The organism is Serratia sp. 2880STDY5682894 (assembly GCF_001537385.1).
GTDB classification, from domain to species: Bacteria; Pseudomonadota; Gammaproteobacteria; order Enterobacterales; family Enterobacteriaceae; genus Serratia; species Serratia nevei.
Window position 1 is genome coordinate 847,037 of record NZ_FCJA01000001.1, and the last position, 15,976, is coordinate 863,012.

The following is a 15,976-nucleotide window of genomic DNA, read 5'->3' on the forward strand; positions in this document are numbered from 1 at the left end:
CGCAAATAATGCCGCAACTGACGCTAAAGAGGAATCGGTTATGTCACGACTGCAAGGCAAATACGCATTGATTACCGGCGGCACCAGCGGCATCGGGCTGGAAACCGCCCGCCAGTTCATCGCCGAGGGCGCGACGGTGGCGATCACCGGGCGCAGCCAAAGCGCCCTGGACGCGGCGGGCCAGGCATTGGCGGGCAAGGCGCTGTTGCTGCTGAGCGACGCCGGCGATATCCCGCAGCAGCGCGACCTGGCGCAGCGGCTGGGGCAACGGTGGCCGCGGCTGGACGTGCTGTACATCAACGCCGGCGACGTTACGCATCGCCCGCTGCAGGAGTGGGATGAGCAGAGCTATCAGCGGCTGATGGACATCAACCTGAAGGGGCCGTTTTTTCTGATCCAGGCGTTGCTGCCGCTGCTGGCCAACCCGTCTTCGGTGATCCTGTGCGGTTCGGTCAGCGCCCATATCGGCCTGCCGCAGAGCAGCGCCTATGCCGCCAGCAAAGCCGGCTTGCTGTCGCTGGCCAGAACGCTGTCCGGCGAGCTGCACGCGCGCGGCATTCGCGTCAACGGCCTCAGCCCCGGCCCGACCGAAACCCCGGCGTTGGGTAAGCTGGGGTTGGCGGAAGCGGATGAGCAGGCATTGCGCGACGATATCCGCGCGCTGGTGCCGATCGGCCGCATGGGCAGCGCACTGGAGCTGGCCAAAGCGGCGGTGTTTCTGGCGGCGGACGAGTCGGCATTTATGGTCGGCGCCGAGCTGCAGATGGACGGTGGCGTGGGGAATTTATAATTTAATTTAGCGACGCGGCCGCACCCCGCGCGGCCCATAAGATCACCCCAGCCCAGGGATCTCGACGCCGAAGGTCTGCAACAGCAGCACCACGTTGAGCAGCACGATCACCACCGTGCCGACCACCGCCGCCAGGCTGGTCCAGCGGCCGTTGGCGAACTCGCCCATGATGTCGCGGCGGCGGGTAAACATCACCAGCGCGATCATCGGGGCCGGCAGCGCCAGGCTCAGCACCACCTGGCTGTAGACCAGCGCGTCGGTGGCGTTGACGCCCATCGCCACCACGATAAACGCCGGCACCATGGTGACCAGGCGGCGCACCCACACCGGAATGCGGAAGCCAACGAAGCCCTGCATGATCATTTGCCCGGCCATGGTGCCCACCACCGAGCTGGAAATGCCGGAGGCGATCAGCGAAGCGAGGAAGATGCCGGCGGCCGCCGCACCGAACAGCGGCGTCAGCGTATGATAGGCGGTGCCAATTTCGGCCACGTCGCTGTTACCGGCGTGGAAGGCACTCGAGGCCATGATGACCATCGCGATATTCACCAACCCGGCGAGCGCCAGCGCGATCACCACCTCAATATTGGAGAAACGCAGCAGCTTGCGCCGTTCGCCGTTATCGCTGGCCGGGCTGCGGTGCTGGGTCAGCCCCGAATGCAGAAAAATGGCGTGCGGCATCACGGTGGCACCGATAATGCCAACGGCGATGGTCAACGCCTGCGCGTCCGGCAGCTGCGGCGTCACCATGCCGATCCCGGCCGCCTGCCAGTCCACCGGTACGATGAACATCTCGACCAGGTAACACAGCGCGATGATCCCCACCAGGCCGCCGATCATCAGCTCGACCGGGCGGAAACCTTTTTTTTCCACCATCAACAGCGCATAGGTGATCACCGCCGTCACCCCCATTCCCGCCAGCAGCGGCATATGGAACAGCAGCGCCAGCGCGATCGCCCCGCCGAGAAACTCCGCCAGATCGGTGGCCATCGCCGCCACTTCGCTGAGCAGCCACATGCCGATCACTACCGGCCGTGAAAACTGGTCGCGGCACATCTCCGCCAGATTGCGGTTGGTGACGATGCCCAGCTTGGCCGACAGCGCCTGGAACAGCATGGCGATCAGGTTGGCCATCACCACCACCCACAGCAGGCTGTAGCCGTATTTCGCCCCGGCCTGAATGTTGGTGGCGAAGTTGCCGGGATCCATATAGGCAATAGAGGCAATCACCGCCGGGCCGGCGAACAGCAACGGCGTAAAGGCGCCGCGCTTGCGTCCGGCAAGGGCGGCGCCAATCGCAATGTTGGTCCGTTCGGTTAACGATGGAGTGGTTGCCGCATCACGCATGAAGTACCCTCAATCTTTCACTGGTTATTTTTCCACCTATCATGCTGACAATGTAGCATCGGCTACACTTTATGCAACAGGCGAAATTCATTGGCTTTGTGTAGAGATATTTCTAACTACCACAATGCGTGGCATCGAATTGATAATGTGTGCTATTTGGACTAACTTAGGGCAACCCTCCCCGTATTGCCGGGAGATGCCATTTTTATGCTTACAGGACGCCCCACGCTATGGTTACCCGCGCGCCAGATAACGCCGACCGCCACGCCCAGACCGACATGCCGGACGAGGCCGAGCACGCCCTGCGTTTTAGCCGCGCCCGCGAAGCGCAGTCCAATGCGCTGATCGAAGATTACGTTGAGCTGATCGCCGATTTGCTGCAAAGCACCCGCGAAGCCAGAACCACCGACATCGCGCGCCGCTTCGGCGTGTCTCACCCGACGGCGATCAAAAATATCGCGCGGCTGAAAAGCGCCGGGCTGGTGGAATCGCGCCCTTATCGCGGGGTGTTTTTAACGGAAGAAGGCGAGCAGCTGGCGCAGAAGGTGCGCCGCCGTCACCGCATCGTGGTCGATCTGCTGATGTGCGTCGGGGTGCCGAGCGAAACCGCCGAGCTGGACAGCGAAGGGATTGAACACCATATCTCGGACGAAACGCTGGCGGTGTTCGAGCATTACCTGCAAAAGCACGCCAAACCCTGACTCCCGGAGCGCCGATGAGCTACGCCGTGCGGCAAATCCATGATCGGCGCCTGGTGGTTTTCGCCGAAGCCGGGCCGCCGTTGAAAGACGAAAACGACGTCAGCCTGTTTATCGCGCCCGCCTTTGAACACGATGCCGGGATGATTGCCCTCCCCGTCAACCGCCTCGACGCCACCTTCTTCCAGCTCAGAAGCGGCATGGCCGGCGCCATATTGCAGAAATTCATCAACTACCGCCTGCGCGTGGCGCTGCTGGGCGATATCACCCCCTGGCTGGCGCAAAGCAACGCGCTGCAAGATTTTGTGCGCGAAGCCAATCGCGGCGAACAGGTCTGGTTCCTCCCTTCTCTCGTCGAACTCGAACAGCGGCTTGGTGCCTGACGGCAGGCAATAAAAAAAGGGAGGCTTTCGCCGCCATTTAGAGGGTAAGGGAAACAAGCAGTTACAGGATTATCATGGATTTAGATACCTGTAACTGCGTGCTTAAAATGGGTGCTGCGTGGGCGTTTGGGTCAATTTGTGGATCATGCTTTAGCTGTATTAGCTCAAACTTGAACTGACATTATCACAATACAGAGCCTAAGCTAACAAGGCCGTCCTGTGCCACAAACGGATCTAGCCCACCTTTTTTAGATGATAAAATTTACTATGCCACTACAGTCTTTCGTTGAGCTGTCTGGCAACACTGCTTAAAAAACAGGCTTAATGTAGTTTATCTTCCGTTTTCCAAGTGAACCCCATTAAGCACTTCCTGCTCCATAGATTTCCCAACGATTATAGAGGTTTTCAGCCTTGAGGGGATTACGTGTTACAACTTTGCGCCGGTGGAGAGGGCGAAGGTCAGGGTCGCTTGCAAGTACAGCATCACAAAAGATCATTTCCATCGTGACTGGGTCGATAGCACAAAGATTATCATCGAACAATTTATGAAGATCACGGCGCAGGAAAATACCATTGAGATAGCTGGCTCCGCCTTTGCGCGCATGGGGAACCAGATGCGCGGCTTCGCAACGAAGAGCGCTGGCCCCAGTCAATACACAGATCCCATAACAGTTATAAGCCACATCGTCCCTGAACTCGTCTTGATTTTTACGATTACGAGTCTGGGTTATTGGGCCATCTTCATGGGCGCGCTCCTGAACCAACTCACGCTCAGTTTTACGCGGATATTTGAGCAGGAATTCCCATTCGGGATTAGTCGGCGGCCAAAAAGCACGGTCTTCTTGCTTCAGAACGCGTCGGAATTTTCGTGCTTCAGCATCGACGCCAATCCTCAGTGTTTCGAATGCATTCCGGACACTACCAAAGGGCTGGAAATCTGCACCGGAATATAACCGGCGAACCAATACAGGATCGATCTGATGCTTCGGATCTGGATTTTTATGAACATAACCAGCTATCTGCCCTGCGGCATTTTCAGAGGGCTTCGGGGCAAACTTGGCCAACATTTCCTCATGGCTGAAGGCGACTTTCCCTACTCCCCCCATTCTAATACGTGATAAAAGGAATTTGCCATCAACGATAAAGAAGCTCCAAAAGGGTGGGGCTTTAATGCCATCGGGTTCTGAATAGTGATAGTTAGTCATGCCGGATTGGCTATGCGCTTTATGTGCAACGACAATCGGCCAGCGGCCACGATAACGCTGCCACATATAAACCATCGCCTGTTCAATTTCTTGTTGCCTAGAATTACTTTGCATGATGCGGACTTCTTCAGCTCTATCCGCAACCAAGAACATGGTTTCTTCTTCAGTTTTTCCCATCTTCAGATGAAAACTCATCAGTTCACGAAGTTTTTGCGAACCCATGCCACCATACTCAACTTCCATTTTCTCCATCATTTTGACGATGCGCATACCCAATCCCCCTATCCTCTACCACGTTTACATAAACAACAACCAAACGTTCTCCACCCGGGATTGTGGATACATACAAGCCTTCTTTGGGCAATTCAATATTATCAGGCATGGGTAACGCACTCCTTTACGTTTACAAGTGGGTTAAACCTTACCGCGTCTTCCAGATAATCCGGCGCAAAATGCGCATAACCCATTGTTTGCAAAATGCTTGAATGCCCTAAAATCCGCTGCAGCGCCAGAATGTTTCCCCCGTTCATCATGAAGTGACTGGCAAAAGTATGGCGCAGAACATGCACCGCCTGCCCCGCCGGCAGGCCAGGAGCAACTTCCTTTACGCATAGTCGGACGTAGGGATAATTCAGATCCTTGAACAGCGACCCTGACTTAACACCGTTGGTGATCTCTTTGCAGAGTTCGGGCGAGATAGGCACCATCCTGTTCTTGTTGTTCTTGTTGTTCTTGTTGTTCTTGTTGTTCTTGGTGTTCAGGTAGGTGACCTTGTTACCGATCACCTCTTCCTTTCGCAGCTTGGCCACTTCACCCCAGCGGGCACCCGTCGCCAAGCAAAGACGGACAGCTTTCAGATGATCACCGTCGAGCCCTTCCTGCAGTGCCACGATCTCGGCTTGGGTAAGAAAGCCCATTTCCTGCGCCGGCAATTTCATTTTCTTCATGGCCTTGAGCGGGTGCTCGCCGTGGTAATGCCCCAGCTCGATGAGAACGGAAAACACACCGCCCAGCATTTCCTGGTCAAGGTTGACCGTCTTGGCCTTCTTGCCTTCAGCAAATCACAGCGCCCGGTAGTCGGCGAAGAAAGTGCGGGTGATCTGGCTCGCTTTGGGTAGCCCCATTTTCTCCGCCATGACACGCAACTTCTGCGCCCTCTTCACTCCGTCTTTCAGGTGCTGGCCATGATGGCTCCACCACAGGTCGATCAGATCGGTTAATGGTCGATGATCAGCAGGCTTATCAAGCCACTCTTTGTTGTTCTGCGTCGCGATAATCCAACGCTCGAACTGCTGCGCTTCAGATTTCGTCTTAAATTTTTTTGCGAACACGCTTCCCTTCTCTTCCTTGAGGGCGCACATCTACCATGTAGCCCTCAGCACCAAGAGATTTAATGCTCATTCGTTGCCCTTACCACTTACAGGCTTCACGTAACGGCTTGATAGCTGTCGACAAACCAGACAAATCAAAAGTAGTCTGTGCAGGATTTTCTCCATAAGGTGTTATTTGCACAAACATTTTTTTACTTTTCATCAGTTCTTTGATGAAAGAGATTGTCTGTCCGCTATAGAAGGTGGCCTTATTGTCAGTGGAGATCTGCCAGGTGCGATTGACTGCTTTTTGGGCATCAATACGAGTAAGAACACGCGTACCATCAATCCCCAGGAATGTCTCCCAATTGATAAAAAGCTCAGTTTTTTTCTCTCGGCATGTGATGAACAAGAAAGGAGTAATTGCCCCACCAAATTGTCCTCGAATCTGACTTTCCGCGGACAAAAAGACGAACTCATTGCTTGAATCATCGATTGGCGATTTTTCGCTTCTTGTCTCCCATTTACCCGTTGACTGAGGTTCTGAGCTTTCTGTTTTGTCCTCAGCCTTTAACTTTCCGAGTTTATCAAAGCACTGAAGGCGTTCACTGTCACCAGTAACTTTCTGGCACTGTGCCAGTTGCTCTGAAATGTTCGTTCCTGCATGTGAAAAGCCAACAAAAGAACTAAATAAGACCAGAGATATTATTTTTTTCATTTTAACTATCACTTAATGTAATTATTCAATTGGTAATTGCTGTGCAGACTGACTGTTATGTACCCAACCAGTTTTTTCCACACAAATCCCCCCATCGCCCAAGAATACATAATATTCCATGTAATTAGCCAGCTTTATGGCTTTTTCGGTTATTGGATCTACTTTCATACCCATCAGGGGAGAAAACAGGAGAAATCTGGCCAAATTCCGGTGCAATATCTCTCTGTAATTAGCCGCGATGAATATTTTTTGAACGTCGTATGTCATGTTGATAAAGCACCAGTCCACCATGCATTGCTAGAAATTCCGGTTGCCGCCACGCTTCCACCCCACCGCTGCCATACTCTGGTAGCGGCTCGCCTGCTTTTGAATGGGCATTCTCATGGAATGCACCGCTCCCGGTTATCGATCCATCGCTGAACCGAGCGCCCGAAATCGATAAACAGACCGAAGAGCAGATCGCCACCAATCTCAACGCTTATCTCCTACTTGAACAGCAACCACATCTGATCCAACGCGATGTGCGCTACCACATCAACAAACTGGAAGAATCCCAGGGCATCCACCGGGGCAATGCATACTTGACGAAAAACTTTGTTGAGCGCGTATTGCCACGGCTTGATCTCGTCAGTGATAAATACCGTGCCTCCGATAACAACAGCGATGCCACCCTGTGCCACCGCTTTAACCATTTGCCAGACGCAGGGCGATCTGATATTGAACTGCTGGCGAAAGATATCGCCGCTGTCATCAAGCAAGAACTGAGCGTAGTCGATGAAGAGACTGGCCGGTCTTCTGAATTATTGAACGTTATGGCGCTATATAAAGGGGCTGCCGCGCTCACCCGCAGGTTTAAGCAAAAGCCGCCACTGTGGAAAACCTACCAGGTAGCCCGCTGGAAAATGATAGTGGAGAACACCACGCCAGCAGTCATGCGTATGATGTCAGAGGGTTGGTGGCTGCGCCGTTTACGACGCCATTCTGACCGCTGGAAAGAGCACTTGCATATTGCCATCGGTCACGTCAGCAAAAAAGCGACGCCCTATGCCAGCCGGCCAACCGTCAGCGATTGGCGAGAGCAGAAACGCCGCACCCGTGAATTCTTAAAATCGATGGAGCTGGAAGACGACGAAGGCAACCGCATATCGCTGATCGACAAATACGATCACAGCGTTGCAAATCCAGCCATTCGCCGGTGCGAGCTGATGAACCGCATTCGTGGTTTTGAGGATATCTGCAACGAGATGGGCTTCGTGGGGGAGTTTTACACCCTGACAGCCCCTTCCCGCTTCCATGCCACCAACAGACATGGCCACCGCAATCGGAAATGGTGTGGGGCCAGCCCGGACAAAACGCAGCACTACCTGCGTAATGTGTGGGAACGCGCACGCGCCAAGCTACATCGTAAAGGATTCCGTATCTTCGGGATCCGTGTAGCTGAGCCACACGGTGACGGTACGCCTCACTGGCATATGCTGCTATTCATGCGGCCCGAGGTAGTTGGCAAAGTACGCGATATCCTGCGCGCTTATGCCTGTGCGGAAGACACTGGCGAGCTTTACAGCGAACGCTCAAGAAAAGCCCGCTTCCATGCCGAAACTATTGATCCTGAAAAAGGCAGCGCCACCGGGTACATCGCCAAATACATCTCAAAGAATATCGACGGTTACGCGCTTGATGGCGAACTGGACGACGACAGCGGCAAAGAGCTGAAAGAGGTTGCCCCGGCAGTATCCGCCTGGGCCGCCCGCTGGCACATCCGCCAGTTTCAGTTTATTGGCGGTGCACCGGTGACGGTCTACCGCGAATTGCGTCGCATGGCCGATCATGAAACCGCAGTTGGCCTGAGTGTCGAATTTGCCCGTGCATGATGCTGCCGATTATGGCCGCTGGGCTGAATACGTTAACGCCCAGGGCGGCCCCTTTGTCCGACGTGATGATCTCATTGTCCGCACCTATTACGAGCAGGCAGAAGCCACCAACGACTATGGCGAAGACGTGATCCGGATCCGTGGTGTATTTTCTCCCCCGGTTGGTATCGATACCCCGATCATCACCCGCATAAAGGAATGGAAGTTTGTTCCTGCCCATTCCGTTGTCCTGGCCGTTGACCTTAAGGGCACCCTGCGCCCTCTCGGAGTTCTGTCAATAACTGTACGGTGCAGCCGGAAAGGCTAAAAACCAAGCAGGTGCAGGAACCTCCAGCACCGCTTGAAAACCTCGATTTTGAGCGACTAACCGATAAAGAACGACGGTTATTGCTCCGGCGAATACGCAGCACACCGCCAGAATCAGTGAAAAATCCATTTATGGCCGTCGCCGAGGGCTTTGCATTGCCAAACGAGGGGCTAAATCTGCCACCAATAAGGTCGGTACTGCCAGACCTGGCCAGCAATAAGCGCTGGCGGGAACAAATACGCCACGAACAAGAGCAACGCGCCCTGGCTTATTTCAGTTTGGATGATGGACAGGAGGCTGAAAATCACCGGCCACCTACGGCCAGCGCTGGCATTAACACAATCAAGCGGCCACTCAGCAAGCTGGAACGCCAGATCGGGAGCTTCGCCGAGTCCATCGGATTCAGTCTGGATGCCTGTATTCTGAAATCGGTGGCCAAGGGCGCAACGGTCACTATCGACGGTCAGCGCTACCGGGCGCGGGCAGATGGTTGTCTTTATCAGCAATCAACGCCAGCAGCCACCACCGCGCTGACGCGGCTCACTGCGCTAGGGCATCAGCAGATACCAGAGCAAACTCGCCTTGTTGGCGAGCACCAGAGAAAAGAAGCCATAAAGCAGCAATCGGAGGAATAGCATGACCACATCGACAGAACGTAAACGCGCCCAGCGACAGCGTGACAAGGCGAACGGCATCACCACGATCACCCTGCGCGTTGATAGTCAGGAAATGGCGATGATTTTGGAGGCTTGCCAGCAACGTCGGATAGCTAGGGAACCTTACGAGGTAACCGAATACTTGATTGGCCTTATTCGCCAGGACAATAGAATACTGTACAAACAGATGGCTGAACTGCGGAAGAGCAATTGCGGGAAATGTGGGGATGCGTTGCCAGGTGATCCAGATGGTTGTTGTATGCAAGGTGATTCACAGTGTTGGCAGACAGCTGGTTACAAAAAGCTGATGCTCACAACACTATGAGAAACGCTGGCTTTCAGATTATGACTTAAAGGACTAAAGAGGTTTGAGGGCATACCGTTATGGCATGAAACAAGATTATAGAAAAAACCGTTATTAATGTTAAAAATGTCAATTATTTTTTTGGTTTTATGGGGTTTTTAAATATTGACATTAGAGGGAAGAAGTGTTTTATTGAAAATAAGATTGCTCTTGTATAAGGACTTTGAAAAACGTGTCTATGCCTCAGCCAAATGAAATTGATTTCATACTTAGAGTTGAATCAGGCAAGGAGCTAGTTGATATGAACTATGCTCTTGATACGATGAAAGGCTTCTCATCGACTATTAGTGCCGTAACAGAAGGGGCGTTGTCTGATAGTTTCAAGTCTAGAAGTAGCGTTGCGGACGATATTCGTACAGAATTGCTTGAAGGGTTTCTAGGCTCTTATGTGCAAAAATTCCGCCTTAGGATTAGTGATCCACTAAAAGAAGTAAAGCTTAGAAGGATGAGTAATGCGGTCTTAAGTGAATTAATAACTTATTATGTCAATGAAGTATTACACGCCGAGCAACCAAATCTTACAATAAAAGCAGAAAAATGCATTAAAAAACTCCAACCCATCGAAAGTCGGATAATTGACAGGATATATTCTTGGGTAGAAGACATGCATACATTATCTGTACGAAAGAACTATACTGTAAAACTTTACAGATTAACGCCTTTAAAAAAATATAGTCTTTTTGAAGTAAACAAGGACACATATGGTAATGCATTTGAGCTTACCGAAGATGCGAACTTTTCAGATATAGATGCTGTAATTTCAAGATTCAATATTTTTACAGGAAATGGTAGGCTTCTTCTTTCTGATGGAAATTATACAATCCCTTTCAGTTTTTCGGGGGCTTACAGTAGAGTAAGAAACTCTTACAAACAGAAAGTATCCACAAACTTACTGGCTAATACTGCCGTTCCAGATGAAGAAAGAGTAAATATCCGCCTCAAAGTAAAACCAAAGAGAAACAAATCTAATGAAGTAGTTAAATATGTTATTTATGAAGTTGATCCCGAATGAAGAAAGGGTTTTGGCTTTATATTTCAATAACAGCTGCCTGCTGCATTTTATTAATTTTATCATGCTATGTAGGCTGGTTTTTCTTTTATCTCAATCGAGGTTTTTCTGAAAGCAGTGAGCAATGGGGCCAGTTTGGGGATTTTTTTGGGGGGATCTTGAATCCTTTCCTTAGCTTCATAACTATATGTATTTTAATAAAAAGCTCACTTTACCAAGAAAAGCAAAACTCACTAATGGAAAAACGTGAAAGGAATAAACGTTTTGACGACCGTTTCTACGCAATGATTACTCAATTAAAGTTTAGCTTCGAGAGCTTAACATTTAACTTTGGAGAAACATTAAATTGGAATGGTGAGCAACTGTTAAAACATATGGAGCATGAATTATTTGACAGCGATGATGCATCAGAATTGGAATCCACACGGTTCAAAGAAACTATATTCCCAGTTCTAAGGCAATTTTACCTTTTATTAAAAATGATCAGATCTGAATTTGACAGAGGTGATATTAGTGAAGTTGAACTTAAAGAGTATCACACATGGTTGATTAATTGCACTGATTACAACGTACTCAGATTTGTAGTCTTTAGTGTATTTTTTTATGAGACAGTTAGCGCATCAAAATACATTTCCAATGACGCGAGCTTTATTATTGAAATCAAAAACCTCGGATTCTCTACTTACATTAGCAAAGTCCAAGAGTACAAAATTAAAAAATCCCCCCCACCTATTCCTTCATGACCTGCTGGATTTTTAATTTCTCATCTATTTTTTAACTGCTCATATATTTCAACCCTACAGCCATTTCTCATCCTTGAATACTGACTGAAAGATCACGAAAATTTAATTTATGTCAGAATGGATGATTACACCCAAGAGCCAAGAGCCAAAGGCCAAAAGCCAAAAGCCAAAAGCCAAAAGCCAAAAGCCAAAAGCCAAAAGCCAAAAGCCAAAAGCCAAAAGCCAAAAGCCAAAAGATTATGGTAATGCTAGTGTTGAAATTACTAGTTTTCATCGACAGGCTAGAGAGCAGTGAGAAAGAATCGTAACTATATGAACAATTGCCTCTGATGTATCAGCGGTTCAATATGACACGCCTGTATCAATCAAAGGGTAGCAGGTCAGCATCTAGAATCTGATTGCTTCACAGCGATCCACTGATGAAACGTTGCTGCGACTGCGGAGAAGGGGTAGAAAAAATAATCCCCATCGCTCCCCCTGCTCCGTGCCGTCCCCCCGCCCCCGCACTGCATACCTAAGAATTCACTTTTTATGCAGTACGTAACACGCGTCAAACCTTGTTGGCTATAGCTTGAAAGGATGATTAGGAATGCAAGAAAATATGCGGATTGTTGCACTTAGGATATGCAGTGCTTTTTTATTTAAAACCCGGGTCGATCCCGATAAAAAACACGCTTTATAGAAGAGTGACAGCGTAAAGCATGCCGGGTAACGTTAAACGATCCTGCCACGTCACATTTTTATTTTCAACAGTCATGTGACGTGTCATTTTCATAAGGTAACTCGCTTGTGACATGTCACAGAGATACACAAAGAGGCATCTGTATATGAATAAGATGCTGCCGGCAAGTTCCTCACTAACGAATCAATCTAATGAACAAGGCCGCTAATGCGGCCTCTTTCTTAATTTTTTTGCCAACTGAAACCTTGGCTATTTTGTCCAATTTATTGGCACCGAATAGTGATTAAAACTGGGCTATTACCACACGTACTTTACCTTCTGAGTTAGCTGCTTCCAGGTCAGTGATAAGTCCAGAAGGGTTACTCACCCACCCTTCTGGGTCGTAAACGAAGCAAACAAGCGTTTCACAGTCTGGGTGTACACGGTAACGTGTCATGTCTGTAATGAGCTCCTCACCAATTTGTCTTGCGCCTAGCGTCTTACGTGTTTTCTTTACTTCGATAACTATCTTTTCTTTCTTCAAAAGAAAATCCTGCCTTGAGGAGGCGCCAGCAAAACTGGGGGTATATTCTTCCGGTCGGATATCATCAAAATGAATGGTCAAAAGCGCATGAACAAGATCCTGAACATCATACTCATCTTTTATTTCTATTGTTGCTCTGTCACTATATCGCTGCTTTAACTTTCGGCAAAATGCAGGGAATTTTTTGAGAATACTGATGATTAACTCTAGATCCTTATCACCACTGGGGGCAATAACCTCTGGCTGGGAGTAAGCTAAATCCGCTTTTGCGGCATCAAAAACTGGCTTTAACTGTTTACTCAGAATTTCATAATTTGTAGCATAGTAACCTTTCTGTTCTTTAACGAAAGAGTTGTAAGTATCAGACTCTTTACCATATGAATCTGCAATTAACTTCTGGGTTCTTGTTACCCATACCTTGTATTTTTCTGAATCTACGTATTCCTGATTTATATTTAACATACTACTGTACTTCATAGTTTTAGTAGCCAATACAACTTGTAATTCTTTATCTAACTGCTCATACCGAGTTTGATATAATGAATTTGACATAACTGTCTTCCTAAAAATGGGAGTCAAAGTAACGTTACGCTCCCACTCAATATACCATAAAATTGTACTTATTCCCTTACTCTAAATACTCAAGTGATTCTGTCCAGCCTCATCAATTCTACACCTGTAGTTGCATGGCCACGCTCAAAACGGCTGGAAAGCCGGAACGTCAATCAGCCACGATACTGCGGTATTAAACCTTCGACGAATTCTTCTGAAACATTTAAACAATATGTTATATAATACCATTGCCAGACACGAAGTCTCGGTAACATCTACTCAAAATAAGGAAATAGTTCAATGAGTAAACAAAAAAAAATCGCAGCTCTTTTTGCTGCACAGGCATTATACAGCAATGCACTCGCGGCTCATGCTACGGTACGCGAACCAACCGATTTTCAGCAATCCTTACAAGATCGCTTGTTTGCTGGCTACAACCGTGTTACGGCATGGATTGACGCTCTACTAAAGGCGTAATCGGTACAAATCAGAGTTAATACTCTTGCCAAAGGTCGCTTTCGCGGCCTTTTTTAATACCCTAAGTGAAACGTCATGTGTTTAAAAGACACATTTGATTGTTCCTTGGAGCTCCCCAACCATTTTATTGAGACCCTGTCGTATAAATGACTACTCTTGATAAAACTTGCTGATAGCTAATATTTTTCTCAGGCAATAAAAAACTCCACGCTAGGTATAATCTTGTATGTTTATTATGCTAATAACTTAAACATCTGATTTCAGCAGTTCATAGGGTTTAAAGCTGATCACGTCTTCCCCTGCCCACTCGTTTAACTCGCACAGCCGTTCTTGCAACGGAGCCAGCTCGTTAATGGCAAACACCCGCGCCGCTTTCTCTACATCACCAAAACCACCGGTATTGTTTGGTAAAATCCCCATCAGTTGCGGTGGCGTACGCTGGGCAGCAAGTTGATCATCGCGGGTCACGTTCTTGATGTTCAAAAACTCGTCCTTTGCCGCAACCTCGGCCAGAGGGATCAGTTGTAACCTGTCCGGCTTACCTCCAGGGGCATACATGAACAGGTTTCGGAAGTTACCCGGCCCTTTTGACTCTTTCAGCGCTTTCGCAGGTTGTCGATATCCTCCTGCTTGTGCGCCGCATCGTTCATGTACAGGATAAGTCCGGCATGGCTGCCGTTGAGGTAGTATTTCCGTCGAAACAGCATAGCGGCTTCGTTCAGCCAAATGGAGTTAAGCGAGGAAAGGTATTCAGGAACGCCGTAAATCTCCTGGTTAATGTCAGAATCCAACAGGTGAAAAATAGAACCCTCCGCAAACTGATGCGGCTCCATCCACGATTGCACAAACCAGAAAGAATCCGTTTCTACCCCACGGCGGGTATATTTCGCCAGACTGGGTGCCAGCTTCATCAGACCACCCAACCGGTTATAGCGCCCCTCAATAAAGCTGTTGCCGAATACCATAAAATCTTGCGCATAGCGGCTAAAATCCTGCTTTGACAGCAGCCGGTGAGGCTTGAACATGCTCACTAAAATATTGCGCTTCATGGTGATCGGTGAACTGTGATGCACGGCCGCACGGAACGTCTTCGCTAGGCCACTGAAAGAGATCGGCGGCTCATACCAACGGTCAACAATGCTGCACTCCAGATAATCCAGGATTTCACGCCGATCCAGCATCGGGATCGGGTCGCCGAAGGTGAACGCCTCCACATGCTGCGCGCCGCTTTGTTTCTGCGTGATCGGCTGGGTGTTTTTGTGGCCCCGGGTGCGTTTGCTCATTTAAAAAATCTCCATAAAACCTGTATTGCTACCGGTTGCCCCTTCGAGCGGTTCATTGAATAAGGCGTGCATGACGGCCCAGGCCACATCGCCGTGGCTGACGCCTTCGGCGCGGCTGGTGACATAGGTTGCCCGGCGGCCGGTGGCCGGTGGCCGTCATTTGCTTGCGGATGGACATAAACGCCTAGGCGATATCCAGCGCGCCGGCATCAAACTCCAGGCGGCCGGAGCGGATCACGTCGCGGGCCTTCAGTACGAGGTCGGTTTTCATTTCCAGGCTGTAGTTGATGGCGTTCACCGCCGGGAAGAATTGGCGCACCAGTTGCGACACCGCGCGGCCAAGGCCGGTGTTGTCGATGCCGATATAGCTCACGTTGTAACGTTCGGTCAGCGCCTTGATGTTGCGAGCCTGCGCCGCAAAATCCATCCCGCGCCACTGATGGCGCTCCAGCACACGGAATTTTCCGCCGGCAACCAGCGGCAGCAGGATGACCGCGCACCCGGCGCTGTCGCCATCTTCAGAACTGGCAGGGTCATAACCGATCCAGACTTCGCGCGACGCTACCGGGCACAACGCGAACGGCTTGACGTCCGTCCAGTGGTCCCAGCTGTCCACCATGCAGCGCTGCATTTCGCCCATCGGGAAGACGGACGATGTATCGTCGATGAAGTTGCACATAAACAGGTTGTCAAAATCTTCATCGCTGTTCTCCTCTCGCAGCTCGTCGAGGTCGAACAGGTCGCAGCCACCGCGCAACGCATCTTCAATGGTGAGGATCTGGCGGAATTGCTTGTCCTCGCAGAGCACGCCGCCGGCCAGGCGTTCATAGCTAACGTCAATTCCCCTGCGTCTGTCCTTCGATTTCCCCTTGTTAAACAGCGTGCCATTCCAGAATGAATAGGCTTCATGGTTCATGCTGGACGGGATTGAAAAATACGTTGAGCGGTAGCACGTTTGCTACGCCATACCCGATGCAGCCCGGCGAACTTCTTAAAGCCCGGGATCCAGAAATATTCATCCAGATACAGGTTGCCCGCTCGCCCCTAGGCGGTGTTGG

At 50.1% G+C, this 15,976-nt stretch carries 14 protein-coding genes and 4 pseudogenes; 9 read left to right on the plus strand and 9 right to left on the minus strand.

What is annotated here, in order from left to right; genetic code table 11:
- The first annotated feature begins 40 nt into the window (after window positions 1-40).
- On the plus strand, window positions 41-790 hold the full coding sequence (locus AWX27_RS04020; protein ID WP_060419510.1) for an SDR family oxidoreductase: 750 nt from the start codon (window positions 41-43) through the stop codon (window positions 788-790).
- Window positions 791-832: 42 nt separating this feature from the next.
- On the opposite strand, the gene AWX27_RS04025 is transcribed toward AWX27_RS04020, so the two are convergent.
- Window positions 833-2,137 carry an Nramp family divalent metal transporter gene (locus AWX27_RS04025; protein ID WP_049271379.1) on the minus strand — a complete coding sequence of 435 codons (1,305 nt, stop codon included), beginning with the start codon at window positions 2,135-2,137 and terminating at the stop codon, window positions 833-835.
- 230 nt (window positions 2,138-2,367) lie between these two features.
- Between AWX27_RS04025 and mntR the strand changes: the two genes are divergently transcribed.
- Both mntR and AWX27_RS04035 read left to right on the plus strand, forming a co-directional pair.
- Window positions 2,368-2,838 (plus strand): manganese-binding transcriptional regulator MntR, encoded by a 471-nt coding sequence (mntR, locus tag AWX27_RS04030; RefSeq protein WP_038875534.1) that lies wholly within the window; start codon window positions 2,368-2,370, stop codon window positions 2,836-2,838.
- Window positions 2,839-2,852: 14 nt separating this feature from the next.
- Window positions 2,853-3,218, plus strand: a complete 366-nt coding sequence (locus AWX27_RS04035) for a DUF4180 domain-containing protein (protein WP_060419511.1) — start codon at window positions 2,853-2,855, stop codon at window positions 3,216-3,218.
- A gap of 359 nt (window positions 3,219-3,577) precedes the next feature.
- On the opposite strand, the gene AWX27_RS24345 is transcribed toward AWX27_RS04035, so the two are convergent.
- The 5 genes and pseudogenes from AWX27_RS24345 to AWX27_RS04055 form a co-directional block, all read right to left on the minus strand.
- Entirely contained in the window at window positions 3,578-4,693 is a 1,116-nt protein-coding gene (locus AWX27_RS24345; protein WP_072265397.1) for an HNH endonuclease signature motif containing protein, read from the minus strand.
- Complete coding sequence (locus tag AWX27_RS25255) at window positions 4,656-4,805, minus strand: hypothetical protein (protein WP_154631643.1); 150 nt, start codon at window positions 4,803-4,805, stop codon at window positions 4,656-4,658. The genes AWX27_RS24345 and AWX27_RS25255 overlap by 38 nt, the downstream gene beginning before the upstream one ends.
- Window positions 4,798-5,824 (minus strand): annotated as a pseudogene (locus AWX27_RS04045) (tyrosine-type recombinase/integrase). Before AWX27_RS04045 ends, AWX27_RS25255 begins: the two are co-directional and overlap by 8 nt.
- Window positions 5,825-5,833: 9 nt before the next feature.
- Window positions 5,834-6,451 (minus strand): type VI secretion system-associated protein TagO, encoded by a 618-nt coding sequence (locus tag AWX27_RS04050; protein WP_060419515.1) that lies wholly within the window; start codon window positions 6,449-6,451, stop codon window positions 5,834-5,836.
- 21 nt (window positions 6,452-6,472) lie between these two features.
- Entirely contained in the window at window positions 6,473-6,718 is a 246-nt protein-coding gene (locus AWX27_RS04055) for a hypothetical protein (RefSeq protein ID WP_148045837.1), read from the minus strand.
- Window positions 6,719-6,960: 242 nt separating this feature from the next.
- Here AWX27_RS04055 and AWX27_RS24860 point away from each other — a divergent pair.
- The 5 genes and pseudogenes from AWX27_RS24860 to AWX27_RS24970 form a co-directional block, all read left to right on the plus strand.
- Window positions 6,961-8,739, plus strand: a pseudogene (locus tag AWX27_RS24860) (replication endonuclease); the annotation flags it as partial.
- 526 nt (window positions 8,740-9,265) lie between these two features.
- Complete coding sequence (locus AWX27_RS04080) at window positions 9,266-9,610, plus strand: hypothetical protein (RefSeq protein ID WP_060419527.1); 345 nt, start codon at window positions 9,266-9,268, stop codon at window positions 9,608-9,610.
- A gap of 211 nt (window positions 9,611-9,821) precedes the next feature.
- Window positions 9,822-10,661, plus strand: coding sequence for a hypothetical protein (locus AWX27_RS24965; protein WP_154618167.1), 840 nt, complete (start codon window positions 9,822-9,824; stop codon window positions 10,659-10,661).
- Window positions 10,658-11,401, plus strand: a complete 744-nt coding sequence (locus tag AWX27_RS04090; RefSeq protein WP_072265399.1) for a hypothetical protein — start codon at window positions 10,658-10,660, stop codon at window positions 11,399-11,401. The genes AWX27_RS24965 and AWX27_RS04090 overlap by 4 nt, the downstream gene beginning before the upstream one ends.
- Before the next feature lie 109 nt (window positions 11,402-11,510).
- Window positions 11,511-11,696 carry a hypothetical protein gene (locus AWX27_RS24970; protein ID WP_154641023.1) on the plus strand — a complete coding sequence of 62 codons (186 nt, stop codon included), beginning with the start codon at window positions 11,511-11,513 and terminating at the stop codon, window positions 11,694-11,696.
- Between the two features lie 670 nt (window positions 11,697-12,366).
- Here AWX27_RS24970 and AWX27_RS04095 read toward each other — a convergent pair.
- Complete coding sequence (locus AWX27_RS04095) at window positions 12,367-13,158, minus strand: PD-(D/E)XK nuclease domain-containing protein (protein WP_060419533.1); 792 nt, start codon at window positions 13,156-13,158, stop codon at window positions 12,367-12,369.
- Window positions 13,159-13,458: 300 nt separating this feature from the next.
- Here AWX27_RS04095 and AWX27_RS25260 point away from each other — a divergent pair, with 300 nt between their 5' ends.
- A complete protein-coding gene (locus tag AWX27_RS25260; RefSeq protein ID WP_195892962.1) occupies window positions 13,459-13,635 on the plus strand; it encodes a hypothetical protein in 177 nt (58 codons plus the stop codon).
- A 246-nt stretch (window positions 13,636-13,881) separates the two neighbouring features.
- On the opposite strand, the pseudogene AWX27_RS04100 reads toward AWX27_RS25260, so the two are convergent.
- Together AWX27_RS04100 and AWX27_RS04105 are read right to left on the minus strand one after the other, a co-directional pair.
- Window positions 13,882-14,918: pseudogene (locus AWX27_RS04100) on the minus strand (phage portal protein).
- Window positions 14,919-15,953 (minus strand): annotated as a pseudogene (locus tag AWX27_RS04105) (terminase large subunit domain-containing protein); the annotation flags it as partial.
- Between the last annotated feature and the right edge of the window lie 23 nt (window positions 15,954-15,976).